This window comes from Janthinobacterium saanense (genome assembly GCF_014200675.1).
Lineage (GTDB): Bacteria > Pseudomonadota > Gammaproteobacteria > Burkholderiales > Burkholderiaceae_D > Janthinobacterium.
The window spans coordinates 261,838-277,805 of sequence record NZ_JACHCI010000005.1 but is presented as its reverse complement, the minus strand read 5'-3'; the positions used below and the strand labels follow the sequence as shown (position 1 = coordinate 277,805).

The following is a 15,968-nucleotide window of genomic DNA, read 5'->3' as shown; positions in this document are numbered from 1 at the left end:
TCAGCCGCCTGCCAGCAGATGTTCGACTTCGGCCAGCAATTCCTGTTCCTGGAAGGGCTTGCCGAAGTAGGCATTCACGCCCAGCTCCAGGGCGTGCTGGCGGTGCTTATCGGCGCTGCGCGAGGTGATCATGACGACGGGAATGGCCTGCGTTTTCGCATCGCTGCGTACATTGCGCGTCAAGTCAAAACCATCCATGCGCGGCATCTCGATATCGACCAGCAGCAGCGCCGGCAGCGCGGCTGCCGGCAGTTCATGCAACTGCTCCAGCGCATCGACGCCATCTTTGGCCAGCAGCACCTGATAACCTTCACGCTCGAACAAACGCTGCATCACGCGGCGCACGGTCAGCGAATCGTCGACCACCATCACGCAGGCACGCGGCGCGGCCAGCACGGTCGCTGCGCTGCGATGCTCGCCTGCTGCCAGCGCATATTGCGACAGCAGTTCGGGATGATGTTCCAGATGCTGCGCCAGTGCCACCGGATTCAGGATCAATACGATATCGCCCGTGCCCAGCACCGTGGCGCCGGCGATGCCCGGCATGCGCGCCAGCTGCGGCCCCACGTTTTTCACCACCACTTCGCGGTTGCCCAGCACTTCATCCACTTCCAGCGCCAGCCTGTCATTGCCATTGCGCAGCAACAGCACGGGCACATAACGCTGCGCCTCATCTGGCACCGGCGTCTCGCCCAGCATGGCCGACAAATGCTGCAGGGCCAGCGATTGTTCGTGCGACTCGATACGGCCAGTAACGCGCACCTGCGCCAGCTGCTCGCCTTTCAGGTGCAGCACCTGTTCCACCAGCACGGAAGGCAAGGCATAGGTTTGCCCGTTCGCCACCAGCAGCACCACCTGGGTCACGGCCAGGGTCAAGGGCAAATGTATCGTGAAGCGCAAACCCTGGCCCGGCGTGGACAGCGTCTCCACGCGTCCACCCAGCGCCAGCACTTCGGAACGCACGATATCCATGCCAAAGCCGCGCCCCGCCAGTTCCGTCAGGCTGTCGGCGGTAGAAAAGCCGGGGGCAAAAATCAGGTCGGCCGCCTGCGCATCGCTCAGTGGCGCGTCTGGCGCCACCAGGCCCGCGCTGTGCGCCTTGCTGCGTATGCGTTCCAGGTCCAGGCCCGCGCCGTCGTCGGAAAAAGCGATCGCCACTTCATTGCCCTGCTGGCTGACCTGCAGCAGCAATTCGCCCGTCTCGTTCTTGCCATCCTGCACCCGCGCCTGGCGCGCCTCGATGCCGTGCACGATGGCATTGCGCAGCAAGTGTTCAAATGGCGCGGCCATGCGTTCCAGTACGCTGCGGTCGATCTCCACGCTGCCACCGCGAATATCGAGGTTGACCCGCTTGTCGACTTCCTTGGCGCTTTGCCGCGCCACCCGGAACAATCGCTCGGCGATGCTGGCAAACGGCACCATGCGAACCTGCATCAGGTCGCGCTGCAGTTCGCGCGTCAGCCGCGCCTGCAGCACCAGGTCGTCGCCCACGGCATCGACGCCATGGCGCAGGTTTTCATAAAAGGAGGCCACGTCGTTGACGCTTTCAGCCATCATGCGCGTGAGTTCCTGCAAGCGCGTAAAACGGTCGAATTCCAGCGGATCGAAATCGCGCTCGCTGCCCACCGCCATGCGCGAGGCGATTTGCGATTCGGCCTGCATTTCTACTTCGCGCAACTGGCGCCGCAAGCGCGCCAGGTTGTCTGAAAATTCAGCCATCGAGGCGCCCAGCAAACCTATTTCATTTTCCATCTTGGAGCGCGTAATCGACACTTCACCTGCCTGGTTCACCAGGCGGTCGAGGATATCGGCACGCACGCGCACCAGCGCGGCCTTGGGCTCCACCACGGGCGTCTCTTCCATGCCCGGCAAGGGCAGCAGCGGTTGCTGCAATTGTTCGAACAGGTGCTGCGCATGGTCGTAATGGGCCAGCAATTCCTCGAACGCTTGCGGCGTGGCGGTGCCCGCATGCAGCATGTTTTCGATATGCGTCTCGATTTCATGCGCATGCTGGCCCAGGCGCATCGCACCGGCCATGCGCGCGCTGCCCTTGACCGTGTGCAGGGTACGCAGCAGCATCTGCGCCTGGCTGCTGTCGTGCGGCTGCTGCTGCCAGCTGCGCAGCGCTTCGCCGATGCGCGGCAGCAGGTCGGCCCCTTCTTCGAGGAACACGGACAATAATTCAGGATCGAGTTCATCGCTGATGCCGGCGCTGGCTGCCAGCAGCGCAGCGGCATCGGCCGACACGGATACCGGCATGGCCGCTGGCGTCTCGGGGTCCACGTGTTCCAGCATGGCCGCGTGATCGAAGCCGCTGTCGAACAAGTCATCGCTGCCGATGATGCTGGCGTAGGCGGCTTCAAACAGCGCATCGAGTTGCGGCACTTCCACTGCAGAGGCAATCGCCGGCGCTTCCTGCGCGGGTGCGCCAACGATGCTGGCGTACATATCCGCAAACAGCGTTTCGAGCTGCTGCGCGGCGCTGTCGGATGGCGGCGCCGTGAGTTCCCGCCACAGCGCGTTGAGTGCTGCTATCGTGTCCGGCTGCGCCGGCGCCAGGTCGCCCAGCGCAAACGCCTGCAGCATCTGCGCGATGACTTGCGTGGCGCGCTCCAGCACATCGTGCTGCGCGTCCAGCAAGCCCGTCACGGGCGGCACCGCCGTCTCGATGGCCACTTCCAGCGCGTGCGCCAGGTCGCGCAAGGCGATAAACCCGACCGTACCCGAGGAACCGGCCAGCGTGTGCACGGCTTGCAGCGCATCGCCGCTGACGGCGCGCTGTTCATGGCGCCACTCGCCGAAATCGCGCGTGAGCACGCGCAGCAATTCGTCCGTCTCGGCCAGGTAAATGTTATACAGGGGCAGGCTGATGCGCAGCTCGCCCACATGCTTCAGATTATCTTCGGTCGCCTGGTGCGGCGCGGGCGCGGTGGCCAATGGCAAACCGATCACATTGCCATTGCTGACCAGTGGCACGGCCGGTTTTTCAAGCGGCTTTAGCGCTGCTGATTCCACTCGCGGCTTGCGCAATTCGAATGGTCCGCCATCGCGCACGCGGCCGGCGGCGTCCAGCAGCATGCCCGCTTCGCGCTCCTGGCCACTGCCGCCTTCCAGTTCGGCCACCCATTCGCTGAGTTGGTACCAGCCGTAATTCAAGAGGGTAAACAAATCGTCGCTGGCCGGGCGCGACTCGGCCAGCCAGGTATTCAAGACGCGTTCGATGGCGCCCGCCGCTACGGCAAACTGCGCCAGGCCTATCATGCGGCTGCTGCCCTTCAGGGTGTGGAAGGAGCGGCGCAGCATGGCCAGGTGTTCGCCGCTGGCAGCCTGCTCGCGCGGCAAGGCCAGGGTGGTGTCGATAAAAGCCAGCACTTCGCGCGCTTCCGCCAAAAAGATATCGAGCATCTCGGCGTCGATACCCTCGGGTAGCGCAGCTACATCGGCAGACGATGGCGGGACCACCGGCAATTCCTGGTCCAGCAGCGGTACCGGCACAGTGCTGGCAGCGGCCACTTTCTCGAACGGCAGCGCGCGGAAGGTGTTTGCAGCGGCGTCAAAATGAAAGCGTCCCCTGGCGGCGGCGGCATTGCGGCCCAGCATATCGACAAAAAATCCCAGCGCGCTGACGTTTTGCGCGATGTCGTCCAGTACTTCAGCGTCTGTGCCCGGCGCCAGCTGGCTGACCGCCAGTGCCACCTGGCGCACGGCGGCCACGGCGTCATCCTGCGACAGGCCGGCCAGCGTCTCCTGCATCTGCTGCAGCACGGGCCCTGCATCGGCCAGGGCCGGCAGGCGCGAGGCATCGGCATAGTAGTCGTTGAGCTTTTTTTCTACCTGGCGCAAGCCAGACTTCATCGCTTCGGCCTGGGCGGCGATACTTTGCCCCTGCTCGATCTGGCGCGTCAGTTCGCCCGCGACAAAGGACGGCGGCGCCTCACCAGCCTGCAGCGCCTGCAGGCGCGCAGCGATGGTTTCGGCATTGCCTGCAAAGTCGTCGGGCAGGCGGCGCAACTGCTCCAGGCCCGTTTCGGCGAACAGCAGCGCCGTGCCGATCTCCTGCTCCAGCGCCGCGCTGCGCCCGCTGCTGACGGCTAACCTTGCCACTTGCGCGCACTGGCGCAGCAGGCTGGCCAGGGCCGGCACTTTCAAGGTCTCGGCATGCTGCGCCGCCTGCTGCAAGGAAGTATCGAACGCGCCGGCCAGCGCAGGATCGAGATCGGCTTGCGCCAATCGGGTCCAGCTGGTGCGTGCCTGGGCCAGCGCCGCGCATGCACCCTGCAGGGCGTCCTGGTCGACCTGGCCATAACGCCGCGTTTCCACGTCGTCTGGCAGCAAGCCATCGAGTGCGAACACGGCGCGCAACTGCTGCGCCGCCGGTGTCGGCTCTTGGGCGCTGCTGATGAAGAACAGGGCTTCGCGCAGCAGCGCCTCGGGCAAAGTGCCCGTACCTTGCGCCAGACGGCGCAATTGCTGGTTCATCGAACCAAACAGCTGCTTCAGGTAGAGGCTAGAGGCGAGGCTGCCCGCGCCCTGCCCGCTGGCTGCCAGCTCGGCGCAAGCTTGCATGGCAAACCAGAAGGTACGCGCGTAACCATCGTGCTGCGCATCGGCCACCAGCATCAAGGTGTCATGCAGGGCAGCGGCGTGCTGGCGTTGCGCCTGCGGTTCCTGGGCCTTCAGAAACGGTAATAAAGATTTTTCAAAGCGCGTGCGCCAGGCCGGATAATCGGCGGCGATCACGGGCTCGGCCAGCGCGATGGACAAGCCGGGCGGTGGCGCGGGCGGGAAAAACAGCTCGGCCGGATGGATGCGCTCCGCGCCCAGCATGGTTTGCAGCGCGCGGTAATACGGGAACAAGCGCGTTGCCTGCGCCGGTGCGCCAGCCAGCAAGTCTTCCAGGTATTCGACAATCGCTTGATACAGCTCGCTCACGACCTGTGCATGATCGACCGTGTATTCCAGGCTGCCGTCGCGAAAGCGCGCCAGCGCCTGTTCCGCACCGGCCGTCAGCATGCTGGCGCCTTCCACGTCGACCATCACCAGCGCGCCATGCGCCTGATGCAAATGCGAGCGTGCATGCTGCAAAGCGGTGGCGCGTTCTTCGCGTTCGCGCCCGCCGGCCTCGAACAAGGCCGTTTTGGAGCGGCCCAGCGCTTCGCGGATTTCCGCCATCACCCATGACAAGGGCTCGCTGTCGAACTGCCTGGATTGTTGCGGACTATCAGCTGTGCTCATGCATGCCTCGGTTAATCAATCGTACGCGAAATCGCAACACCCTATCTTGACGGCGTCTGCCAGACCTTACGCGGAGACGCGGAACCGCGACACCGAATTTTTCAGTTCCTGCGCCAGCATCGACAGTTTATGAATCGACTGCGCCGTTTGCTGCGTGCCATCCTGGGTCTGCTCCGTCACGCTCAGGATGTGCTGGATATTCAAGGCCACGCCGCTGGCCGAACCAGCCTGCGCGCCGGTGGCGAACGAGATGCCCTGGATCAGTTCCGCCAGGTGTTTCGATACCTGGCTGATGTCGCTCAGGGCCGCGCCGGCCGCGTCGGACAGGCGCGCCCCTTCGACCACCCCCTGCGTCGATTTTTCCATCGCCCGGGTGGCGTCCTGGGTGTCGGCCTGAATCGTGCGCACCAGCGCGCCGATCTGCTTGGCCGCAGCGGCCGAGCGTTCAGCCAGGCGCTGCACCTCTTCGGCTACCACGGAAAAACCGCGTCCCGCCTCGCCAGCCGATGCGGCCTGGATGGCGGCGTTCAGCGCCAGCACATTGGTCTGTTCCGTGATGTCGGAAATAAGCTCGGTGATTTCGCCGATTTCCTGCGACGATTCACCCAGGCGCTTGATGCGCTTGGAAGTATCCTGGATTTGCTCGCGGATTTCATGCATGCCCTTGATGGCGTTTTCCACCGCCGTCGATCCCTGCAGCGCCGCCGCCACCGACTGGCGCGCCACGTCGGCCGATTCACTGGCCGATTTCGACACGTCGGTAATCGCATTGGCCATATTGACCACCGTGGCGCTGGCGTCGAGAATCTCGCGCGACTGCTGCTGCGAAGCGATCAGCAATTTGCTGGAAATGCTTTGCGCCTGCGTCGACGCGCGGTTCACCTGTTCGGCGGTGGCCGTCACCCGCCCGACCAGGCCGCGCAACTCTTCCACCGTGTAGTTGACGGAATCGGCGATGGCGCCCGTGATGTCTTCCGACACCGTCGCCTGCACCGTCAGGTCGCCATCGGCCACCTTTTGCAGTTCATTCATCAGGCGCAGGATGGCGGCCTGGCTCTGCTCATTCTTGGCCTTGGCCTCTTCTTCTTTTTCCTGCGACAGCAAGCGCAAGATTTCCGCCTCCTGGCGACGCCGCTCGGCATCGTGCGTGCGGTTGACGGAGTCTTGCAGCAACACCCGGCCAATGCCGGCCGCACCGATCAAGGTCACCAGCACGCCGGCCACCATCAGCCAGAATTCCAGGCCCAGGGTTTCCTGGTTGGCGTGATACATCTGCTGCAGCAGGGTCAAACGCTGGCGCAAGTCTTCATTTTCATTGAAGATCAGCTGCTCGGCGCCTTTCGCCGCGCTGAATTTGTCGAGCCGGTCGAGGATGGACGACACCAGCTTCTGGTAGCGGTCAAAATTGGCTTTCAGCGCCACCAGGCGGTCGCGCAATTCCGGATCGCGCGTGGGCGCCAGTTGCAGCGAGACGCTGCCATTGAGCAGGCCATCGACGGCGGAACGAAAATAAGTCGTGTCGCGGCCCAGCGAAAAAGCCGTTTCCGAACTGATGCTGCCGGAAGCGAGAAACTCGCTGGCGCTGCGGCTCATGCGCTGGGTCAGCATCATCAGGCGGCCGACAACCGCCAGGTCGTGGCCATTGCCACCCCGTTGCAGCTTGAGTGCGGCGATTTCCTCGGTCTGCGCCAGCAAGGCGGGCGACAGTGCGTTCAACTGCTGCAAGGCCTTGTCGAAGTCGCCCAGTTCCGCCTTCAGGCGCAGGATGGTGCTGGCCGCGCGGTCGCTGCTAGCCCATTTTTTGCGCGCGTCCGCCACCGCCGCCAGCAGGGTGGAGCGCGATTCGCCGATGTCGCGGCCGTGATAGGTGCCGCCGCGCGCCATCAGGCGAAAATCCTGGTTCAGCTCATTGCGGCTTTCTTCCAGCTGGCGAAACGCATCCTGGTTGCCCTGCACGGCATTGGGCGCGGCCTTGCCGATGCGCTGCGAATGCATCAGCGCATCGCTGGCCAGCTGCGTCTGCGCCGAAGCGATATTGCCGCTGCGCGTATTCAAACCCACGAACAGCAGACTGGCCGCCAGGCTCAAGGCCATCACGGTCGACAGGATGCTCAATTGTTTTTGCAGCGGCAAATGGCCGATCAGGGGCAGCTTCAAATCCCTGGCCGGCGCAGTGGCCAGCGACTTGCGCCGCCCCAGCGCGTCGCGCAGGCGCAGCGGCAGGTCGCCCGGCAAGATCACGCCATCAGCATGCTCTGCACTGCCAGCGGCCAGGATAGGGGAGTGAGCGGCCATCAGCGATGCTCTCCATACAGGCTGGCGCTGCCAAAGCCGGCGTCCAGAAACCGCGCTTCCTGCGCCAGCAGCGCCAGGTCCAGGCGCAGCCACTGCTGTCCGCCATCGCGTAGGGAATACGGCCGGGCCCAAGGCGCAGCCTCAGATGCGGCGGCGCCGGCGAGCATGCCGTGCTGCTGGCGCAAACCCAGCACGCGCTCGACCAGCAGTGCGCAATTGAGTCCCAGGCGGGGAGCAAAGGTGATGATACGGCTGTCGGCACTGATTGCGCAGGCGGCGTCGCCGCGATAACGGGCCAGGTCGATGATCGCCGTCAGGCGGCCGCGCATGGCGGCCAGGCCCAGATACCAGTGCTGCGCCAGCGGCACGCCCTGGATTTGCATGCCGGCCGGGATGACGATCTCGCCCAGCTGCGTCAAGTCCAGCAGGCAGTGCTGGCCGCCCACGATCACGCCCAGTTCCTTGCGGGCCGCTACGGCGCCGGAACGCGCCGCCTGCACGCGCTCCAGCAATTGCATCTGGTACTGGCGCAAGCGTCCCCGCCGTACGCCGGTTTCAGCGGCAGGCAGGTCGGCAAGTGCATGTGCAGAAACGGCGATGGGCGTGGCATTGCCAGGCATCGTGTCCATTATTTAAGAAAGCGCTGCGATCTTGGCCAGCAGGTCAGCTTCGACCACGGGCTTGACCAGGTAGTCGCGCGCACCCTGGCGCAAGCCCCAGATGCGGTCTGTTTCCTGGCTCTTGCTGGAACAGATAATCACCGGCACGTCCTGCAGATCGGGATCGCGCGCGATGGCGCGGGTGATCTGAAAACCATTCGCCCCCGGCATCACCACATCCATTAGAATCAGGTCAGGCTTGGCCGTTTTCAGTTGGGCCAGCGCGTCGGCGCCGTCCTGCGCCGTGCTCACGGCGTAACCGGCGCGCACCAGCATTTCGCTCAGGTAGTAGCGTTCTGTCGGCGAGTCATCGACGATCAGAATTGTATGTATGGCCATCTATCTGCTTCCTTGCTGCGTTGGGTCATTCAAAAATACGGTCCATCCAGACGCCAGCGCCCAGATGCTGCCGCACGGCCGCCAGCAAATCCTCGCGCGCCAAAGGCTTGGCCAGGCAATCGCTGGCGCCGGCCAGGGCGCCGCGCGCGCGGTCGAACAAGCCCGCCTTCGCCGACAGCATCAGCACCGGCGTGGCGTGAAACGCGGCGCTGGCCTTGATCAGCGCACAGGTGCGGTAGCCATCGAGGCGCGGCATCAAAATATCGCACACGATCAGCGCCGGGCGGCAATCGCCGATCTTGGCCAGCGCATCGAAACCATCCTCGGCCACCACCACGCGATAACCGGCCCCGGTCAACACTTTTTCAACCGAACTGCGTATGGTGGCGCTATCGTCGATCACGAGGATCGTCGGGGCGGCAGGCGCAGCATCGGACAATGGTGGACTCGTCATTTGATTATTCGGCAAGCTTGCACACTCTCTTGTACACCATATCATAGGCCGCCATCAAGCGCGTCGAGAGGAGTACGGCATGCCGATCGGTTAAAATTGCTTAAATAACTACCATTTCAAAATCATCCTTGCGCGCACCGCATTCCGGGCAGGTCCAGTTCATCGGAACATCGGCCCAACGCGTGCCGGGAGCGATGTCTTCATCGGGCAGGCCGGCCTCTTCATCATAAACCCAGCCGCAAATAAGACACATCCACGTTTGGAATTGCTGCGTTGTTTCGTTGCTACTCACGTTCTGCCACCCTTCAATCAAGTAAAATGCTGAATTAGGTATCTTAATCTACCCGCCGTGCAAAACCAAACTTCTCCTCTCATATTAAGCTTCGGCGTGTCCGATCCTGTCGGCGCGATCGGCATCCAGGCCGACCTGTTGACCTTTTCAGCCTTCGGCTGCCATGGCCTGTCGGTCACCACGGGCCTGTTGATCAGCGACACGGCGCGCGTGGAAGACATGCAAGCCGTCGATCCCGACTGGGTTTCCGACCAGGCGCGCGTGCTGCTGGAAGACATGGCCGTCTCCGCCATCAAGATCGGCGCACTGGGCAGCGTGGAAAACGTCACGGCAATCGCCGAAATCGTCTCCGATTACCCGAACGTGCCCTTGATACTCGATCCGTTCATCTCGGCGCTGCCGGAGCAGGGCATGGACGATGAAGATATCCTGACCGCCGTGCGCCAGTTGCTGATTCCGCAAACCACCTTGCTGGTGCTGTCGCCGGTGGAACTGGAACGCCTGGCCGAAACCTGGCGCGACGCCGATCCGGCCGACACCCTGCAAAACGATGTCGACTACCTGGTGGCGCTGGGCTGCGAATACGTGCTGGTCACCGGCATGCCGGCCGACCCGGCAAAATCAGGCATGGGCGACGGCAAGCTGCGCGCCAATACCCTGTTTGGCGAAGACGGCGTGGTGCGCCACGACGAATGGCAGCACCTGCCCGGCATTTTCAACGGCGCCGGCAGCACCCTGTCGGCAGCGGCCACGGCTTTGCTGGCACTGGCGAACAATGAAGACGACGTGCCGCAAGCGGTGGTGGCGGCGCAGGAATTCACGGCCGGCGCGCTGACGCATGCGCGGCGCTACGGCATGGGCAAGCTGGTGCCGAACCGCTTGTTCCAGCGCGCCAGCTGAGCAACGAACAACAACGCACATCGACAACGACATCATTCAAGGTACCATCATGACGACGACTTCACAGAACGACATCCTGTTCGCCCGCGCGCAAAAAACCACGCCCGGCGGCGTCAACTCGCCCGTGCGCGCTTTCCGCTCGGTAGGCGGCACGCCGCGCTTCATTCAGCGCGCCGAAGGCCCGTATTTCTGGGACGCCGACGGCAAGCGCTATATCGACTACATCGGCTCCTGGGGCCCGGCCATCGTCGGCCACGCCCACCCGCAAGTGATCAAGGCAGTGCAGGACGCCGCCGCGCTGGGCCTGTCGTTCGGCGCGCCGACCGAAGGCGAAGTGCTGATGGCCGAGGAAATCACGCGCCTGGTACCGTCCATCGAACAAGTGCGCCTGGTGTCGTCGGGCACGGAAGCGACCATGAGCGCCCTGCGCCTGGCGCGCGGCGCCACCGCCCGCGACAAGATCGTCAAGTTTGAAGGCTGCTACCACGGCCACGCCGATTCCCTGCTGGTCAAGGCGGGCAGCGGCCTGCTCACCTTCGGCAACCCGACCTCGGCCGGCGTGCCGGAAGACTTCGTCAAGCACACGCTGGTACTCGACTATAACAACGTGGAACAGCTGAAAGACGCCTTCGACAGCTTTGGCGCAGAAATCGCCTGCGTGATCGTCGAACCGGTGGCTGGCAACATGAACCTGGTGAAAGCCACGCCGGCATTCCTGCAAGCGATGCGCGAGCTGTGCACGCAGCATGGCGCCCTCTTGATTTTCGATGAAGTCATGTGCGGCTTCCGCGTGGCCCTGGGCGGCGCGCAGGCACTGTATGGCATCAAGCCCGACCTGACGGCGTTGGGCAAGGTGATCGGCGGCGGCATGCCGGTGGCGGCTTTCGGCGGCAGCGCTGCGCTGATGCACCATATGGCGCCGCTGGGCGCTGTGTACCAGGCCGGCACCCTGTCGGGCAACCCGGTCGCCGTGGCAGCCGGCATGACCACCTTGAAACTGATACAGCAGCCAGGCTTTTACGAGCAGCTGGGCGCCACGGCCAAGCGCCTGGCCGAAGGCCTGACACAGGCAGCAAAAGAAGCGGGCGTGGTCTTCTGCGCCGATTACATCGGTGGCATGTTCGGCATTTATTTCAGCGCCACCCCGCCCACCAGCTATGCAGAAATGATGGCTGGCGACCGCAGCAAGTTCAACACCTTCTTCCACGCCATGCTGGACGAAGGCGTGTACTTTGCACCGGCCGCCTTCGAAGCGGGCTTTGTCTCGGCCCAGCATGATGACGCCGTGATCGACGCCACCATCGCAGCAGCACGCAAGGTGTTCGCTACCCTGGCGTAAAGCCTCAGACGGTCGCGCCTTCTAATAGCGCGGCCACCAGCGCCGGCAGCTTGTCCATATCATTGAACACGGCAAACGCGCCGGCTGCTTTCAAGCGTGCTTCCTGGCCGGGGGCGATATGGCCGCCGCCGATAAAACCCAGCACCGTCATGCCTGCCGCCGCGGCAGCCGTCACGCCCGTGACGCTGTCTTCCAATACCAGACATTGTTCCGGCGGCACGCCAAACGCGGCGGCCGCCGCCAGGTACAGCCCCGGATGCGGTTTGGCGTGGCCCACCAGGTCGGGCGTAAACACGCGCTGATCAAACAGCGGCGCCATGCCGGTGCGCTGCAGCGCCGAGCGCACGCGCGCGCTGACGCTGTTCGAGGCCACCGCTTTCGGCAGCGGTATCGCGGCCAGCGCCTGCGCCACGCCGGGCACGGCGCGCAATTGTGCATCGCAAGCCACATCGACGGCGTGACCAATCGCCTGCACCTCTTCGTCGGGCAGTTGCGGCAAACCCAGTTCGCTATAGATATCATGCATCAGCGGCGTCAGGCGCAAGCCCAGGCGCGGCTCGATCAAGCCCTGCAGGGTTTTCCCTGCGGGCAGATTGGGCAGATGCGGCGCCAGCAAGGCCAGCAGCGCTTGCAGGGCCACGGCTTCGCTGTCGATCAGCACGCCGTCGCAGTCGCTGATCAGATGGGTAAAACGCGGAGGGGGTGTAGCGGTGTCAGGCATGAATACTCCAATAAAGGCGGTGCAAACAAAGCGCCATGCAAGCTTAAAGCAAGCAGGCCGGCCGTGCTATGCCTGACCGGCCACATCTTGATACTTTTCGTGCCGGCCGGCCACTGTGGCTATCCTTATTTCAGCCAGCCACGGTGGCGGAAGTACAGGAAAGGCGCGATGGCGCTGCTGATCATCAAACCCCAGGCCCAGGGATAACCGAAGGTCCATTCCAGCTCGGGCATGAACTTGAAGTTCATGCCGTACACGCTGGCGATCAGGGTTGGAGGCAAAAAGGCCACGCTGGCGACCGAGAATATCTTGATGATCTTGTTCTGATTGATGTTGATGAAACCCACGGTGGCGTCCATCAGGAAGTTGATCTTGTCGAACAGGAATGACGTGTGGCCATCGAGCGATTCGATATCGCGCAAAATCTGGCGCGCTTCCTCGAACTGGTCGCCATTGAGCAAACGCCCGCGCATCAAAAAACTCACGGCGCGGCGCGTATCCATCATGTTGCGGCGGATACGGCCATTCAAATCTTCCTCATGGGCAATCGCATTCAGCGCTTCGGCCGCGTGCGCATCGGTAAATTCCTTTTGCAGCACGCGCGTGCTGACTTCTTCCAGGTTCTGGTAGATGCCTTCGAGCACGTCGGCCGAGTATTCGGCATCGGTGGCGTACAGATCCAGCAACACATCCATGTAGTCGGCGATGGAGCCTGGCCGCGAGCGGGCGCGCATGCGCACCAAACGGAACACGGGCAAGTCATCCGTATGCATGGAAAACAGGATTTTGCGGGCCAGGATAAAGGCCACCGTGATCACGCGCGAGGGGCCGTCGTCTTCTTCGCGCAAGAAATCCGTGCGCAGATGCAAGTCGCCGTTTTCCGCTTCGTAATAGCGGGCCGATGCTTCGATATCCTTGACTTCATCTTCGCCCGGCAAGGTGACATTGTAGATGGCCTTGACCCAGGCCCGTTCATCGTCGCTGGGATCGGTCAGGTCTACCCATACGGGTTCGGCGTTTTCGAGGTCTGCGCGGCTGTCGATCGGCACCTGGTTGAGCCGGCCGTTCTGTAATATAAAGACATTGATCATGCGCGCTCTCAGCCGGATGTTGGGTTATCGATAGATGCTGGCGCTGGCGCCAAAAATCAAAACAGCGCAAGTGTACCCGCAAGGCCTTTTCACGACCACCCCTGAAGCATGCTTTTCCGCTAAAAATACTGTGCCACAATAATGTCATTCGAACATGCTTAATGATTCAACATCGGCAATGATCAAGGCAGCTCCGCCGCCCCCATGCGGCGCAGGATCACGCCGGTGCGCCGGGTCAGATACCCCGTGTCGCGGTGGCGGTCATAAAAGCGGGGATTGGGCAGCATCACGGCCAGCTTGGCGGCCTGGCCCGCATTCAGGCCAGCGGCGCTGACCCTGTAATAATGCTGGGAGGCCGCTTCGGCGCCAAAGATGCCAGTGCCAAACTCCACCACGTTCAGATAGATTTCAAAGATGCGCTGCTTGTCGAGCAAGCTTTCCAGCATATAGGTAATGATCAGCTCCTGGCCCTTGCGCACATAGCTGCGCGAGCCGGACAGGAACAGATTCTTGGCCAGTTGCTGGGTGATGGTGGAACCGCCCGCCACCACCTTTTGTTTCTTGCTGTTTTTTTCATATGCCTTTTGCAAGGCATCCCAGTCGACGCCGTCATGCTCGGAAAAATTCGCATCTTCCGACGCGATGATGGCGCGCTTGAGGTTATTCGAAATGCGGTTGTAGGGCACCCAGGTATGCTGCAAGCTCGCGTTCGGGTTCTTTTCCTGCAAACTCGATAATTGCTCGCGCATGAAAGACGTGCTGCCCGGATTGTGATCGATCCACCACCATATTTGCAGGAAGAAATACAGCTGCACCACGATAAACGCCAGCACCGGCACGATGAACAGCCACTTGATCCAGCTTGTGCGGCTGGCCGGGCGGGCTGCGCCCTTGCGCCTGGCGTTCACAGTCCACCCCGCAATTGGGCCAGCAAGGCGGCCGTCTGCGGGCGCACACCGCGCCACACATAAAATGCTTCCGCCGCCTGCTCCACCAGCATGCCCAGGCCATCGCGCACCTGCGCACCATGCTGCGCGGCAAATTCCATGAAGACGGTGGGCGCGGGGCCATACATCATGTCCAGCGCCAGCGTGTGGCTGCCAAAGATGCTTGTTGGCACGGGCGGCAAGTCGCCTGCCAGGCTGGCCGAGGTGGCGTTGATGACGATATCGTACACACCATCAGGCTCGCCAAAGCCGCCTGCGCGCAATTGACCAGGGCGCGACAGGGCATCAGAAAACTGCTGCACCAGCGATTCCGCCGTGGCCACCGTGCGGTTGGCAATGAAAATTTCTTGCGGACCCTGCTCCAGCAAGGGCAGCACCACGCCGCGCGCCGCGCCGCCCGCACCCAGCAGCAGCACGCGCTTGCCGGCAACCGTCACACCGGCATTGCGCACGATATCGGCCACCAGGCCGGCGCCATCGGTGTTGTCTCCAAGAATGGTGTCGCCATCAAAACGCAGGGTATTGACGGCGCCAGCCGCCTGCGCGCGCGCCGTCAATTCGCTTGCCAGCGCACAGGCATCGAGCTTGAACGGCACCGTCACATTTGCGCCCTTGCCTCCTTCGGCGGCGAAGGTGCGCGCCGCCAGCGCAAAACCATCCAAGGGCGCCAGCCGGCGTTCATACACGATGGCCTCGCCCGTTTGCAGCGCAAAAGCGGCGTGTATCAACGGGGATTTGCTATGCGCGATGGGGTTGCCGAAGACGCAATACTGATCGGCGTGGTTAATATTGTTTGCGTTCAATTGTTGCCGCCAGTCAGATTAGCTTCCATTTTTTCTTCGCGGGTAAATTTGAAACGGGTAATCACGACCCAGAGGTCATCCTTGTCGCTCGACAACATATTCGGTGGAAAGCGTCCAAACGGGGCGGCGCGGCGCACGATGGTCAAGGCGGCAGCATCGAGCGCTGGGTTGCCCGAGCTGCGTTCGACGCGGGCGCCGCCATCCTTCTGGTATATCGTGCCATCCTGGAAGATGGGTATGTAGACCACCAGTTCGCCATACATCTTGCGGCCATTTTTTTGCGGAAAGTTCAAGGTGCCGATGTCTTCGATGCGCTTTTGCAGGGTCTTGTAATACATGGCATAACCGACTTCCTGCGTGCTGGGCGTAATGAAGGTCTTGCGCGGACGCTTGTTTTGCTCTTCCACCGTCTGGCTGATCTCGGCCGCCATGCGGGCAATGGCTTTGCTGCTTTCGAGCAAGTCCGAACCGGAGGCCAAGGGATTGAGCTTGTCTTTTTCGGTGATCGGTGGCGCGCTGAAAGTGCTTTTATTGGCTTGCGTCAGCAATTCCTTTTGCTGCTGCTCCAGCTCGGCAATGCGCCGCGCGCTGGCCTGCACGCTGTCGCCCTCTTCCACCTTGCGCATGTCGGGCAAGGGAGATTTGCTGCGGCCCTTGTCGGCCTGGCCGCCACCGTCGAGGTTAGCTTGTGCCAGCGCATCGGCCTTCAGTGGCTTGGCAGCATGCTTGGCATTGACCAGTATCACTTCCAGGCCCGGATCGGCCGCCACGGCTGACTGCGGCGCAGGGGCGACAAAATGCATCGCCAGCAAGGCGCCGTGCGCCAGCAGCGATACTGCCACGGCAATGATCAGGAATCGGTTCTCTCGGAAAGACTTCACGCGCAACCCAGC

General features: G+C 62.8%; 13 protein-coding genes. 2 read left to right on the top strand and 11 right to left on the bottom strand.

The genetic code is table 11. The annotated features are described in order from the left end of the window. From HDE72_RS10370 to HDE72_RS10345, 6 genes are all read right to left on the bottom strand, one after another. Positions 1-5,235, bottom strand: coding sequence for an Hpt domain-containing protein (locus HDE72_RS10370; protein ID WP_183739990.1), 5,235 nt, complete (start codon positions 5,233-5,235; stop codon positions 1-3). Positions 5,236-5,301: 66 nt separating this feature from the next. Further along, positions 5,302-7,530 (bottom strand): methyl-accepting chemotaxis protein, encoded by a 2,229-nt coding sequence (locus tag HDE72_RS10365; RefSeq protein WP_183739987.1) that lies wholly within the window; start codon positions 7,528-7,530, stop codon positions 5,302-5,304. Further along, positions 7,530-8,159: a chemotaxis protein CheW gene (locus tag HDE72_RS10360; RefSeq protein ID WP_260176601.1), complete on the bottom strand. Its 630-nt coding sequence runs from the start codon at positions 8,157-8,159 to the stop codon at positions 7,530-7,532. Before HDE72_RS10360 ends, HDE72_RS10365 begins: the two co-directional genes overlap by 1 nt. A 3-nt stretch (positions 8,160-8,162) precedes the next feature. Continuing rightward, positions 8,163-8,528 carry a response regulator transcription factor gene (locus HDE72_RS10355; RefSeq protein WP_183739985.1) on the bottom strand — a complete coding sequence of 122 codons (366 nt, stop codon included), beginning with the start codon at positions 8,526-8,528 and terminating at the stop codon, positions 8,163-8,165. Positions 8,529-8,553: 25 nt separating this feature from the next. Next, on the bottom strand, positions 8,554-8,982 hold the full coding sequence (locus HDE72_RS10350) for a response regulator (RefSeq protein ID WP_183739982.1): 429 nt from the start codon (positions 8,980-8,982) through the stop codon (positions 8,554-8,556). Positions 8,983-9,082: 100 nt separating this feature from the next. Beyond that, positions 9,083-9,235 carry a rubredoxin gene (locus HDE72_RS10345; RefSeq protein WP_183740190.1) on the bottom strand — a complete coding sequence of 51 codons (153 nt, stop codon included), beginning with the start codon at positions 9,233-9,235 and terminating at the stop codon, positions 9,083-9,085. Between the two features lie 96 nt (positions 9,236-9,331). Here HDE72_RS10345 and thiD point away from each other — a divergent pair, with 96 nt between their 5' ends. Together thiD and hemL are read left to right on the top strand one after the other, a co-directional pair. After that, positions 9,332-10,174, top strand: a complete 843-nt coding sequence (gene thiD / locus HDE72_RS10340) for a bifunctional hydroxymethylpyrimidine kinase/phosphomethylpyrimidine kinase (RefSeq protein WP_183739979.1) — start codon at positions 9,332-9,334, stop codon at positions 10,172-10,174. A gap of 49 nt (positions 10,175-10,223) precedes the next feature. Further along, positions 10,224-11,513, top strand: a complete 1,290-nt coding sequence (gene hemL / locus HDE72_RS10335; RefSeq protein WP_183739977.1) for a glutamate-1-semialdehyde 2,1-aminomutase — start codon at positions 10,224-10,226, stop codon at positions 11,511-11,513. A gap of 4 nt (positions 11,514-11,517) precedes the next feature. Here the strand turns inward: hemL and HDE72_RS10330 are convergent, their stop codons facing one another. The 5 genes from HDE72_RS10330 to HDE72_RS10310 all read right to left on the bottom strand — a co-directional run bounded on the left by HDE72_RS10330 (position 11,518) and on the right by HDE72_RS10310 (position 15,956). Continuing rightward, a complete protein-coding gene (locus HDE72_RS10330; protein WP_183739974.1) occupies positions 11,518-12,234 on the bottom strand; it encodes an HAD-IA family hydrolase in 717 nt (238 codons plus the stop codon). Between the two features lie 125 nt (positions 12,235-12,359). Further along, the gene (corA, locus tag HDE72_RS10325; RefSeq protein WP_183739971.1) at positions 12,360-13,325 is read right to left on the bottom strand and encodes a magnesium/cobalt transporter CorA; all 966 of its coding nucleotides are present in this window, start codon (positions 13,323-13,325) and stop codon (positions 12,360-12,362) included. A 182-nt stretch (positions 13,326-13,507) separates the two neighbouring features. Then, positions 13,508-14,233, bottom strand: a complete 726-nt coding sequence (gene mtgA, locus HDE72_RS10320; protein ID WP_183739969.1) for a monofunctional biosynthetic peptidoglycan transglycosylase — start codon at positions 14,231-14,233, stop codon at positions 13,508-13,510. Beyond that, the gene (gene aroE / locus HDE72_RS10315; protein ID WP_221291226.1) at positions 14,230-15,075 is read right to left on the bottom strand and encodes a shikimate dehydrogenase; all 846 of its coding nucleotides are present in this window, start codon (positions 15,073-15,075) and stop codon (positions 14,230-14,232) included. Before aroE ends, mtgA begins: the two co-directional genes overlap by 4 nt. Further along, the gene (locus HDE72_RS10310; RefSeq protein ID WP_311735215.1) at positions 15,072-15,956 is read right to left on the bottom strand and encodes an energy transducer TonB family protein; all 885 of its coding nucleotides are present in this window, start codon (positions 15,954-15,956) and stop codon (positions 15,072-15,074) included. The genes aroE and HDE72_RS10310 overlap by 4 nt, the downstream gene beginning before the upstream one ends. Positions 15,957-15,968: the final 12 nt, after the last annotated feature.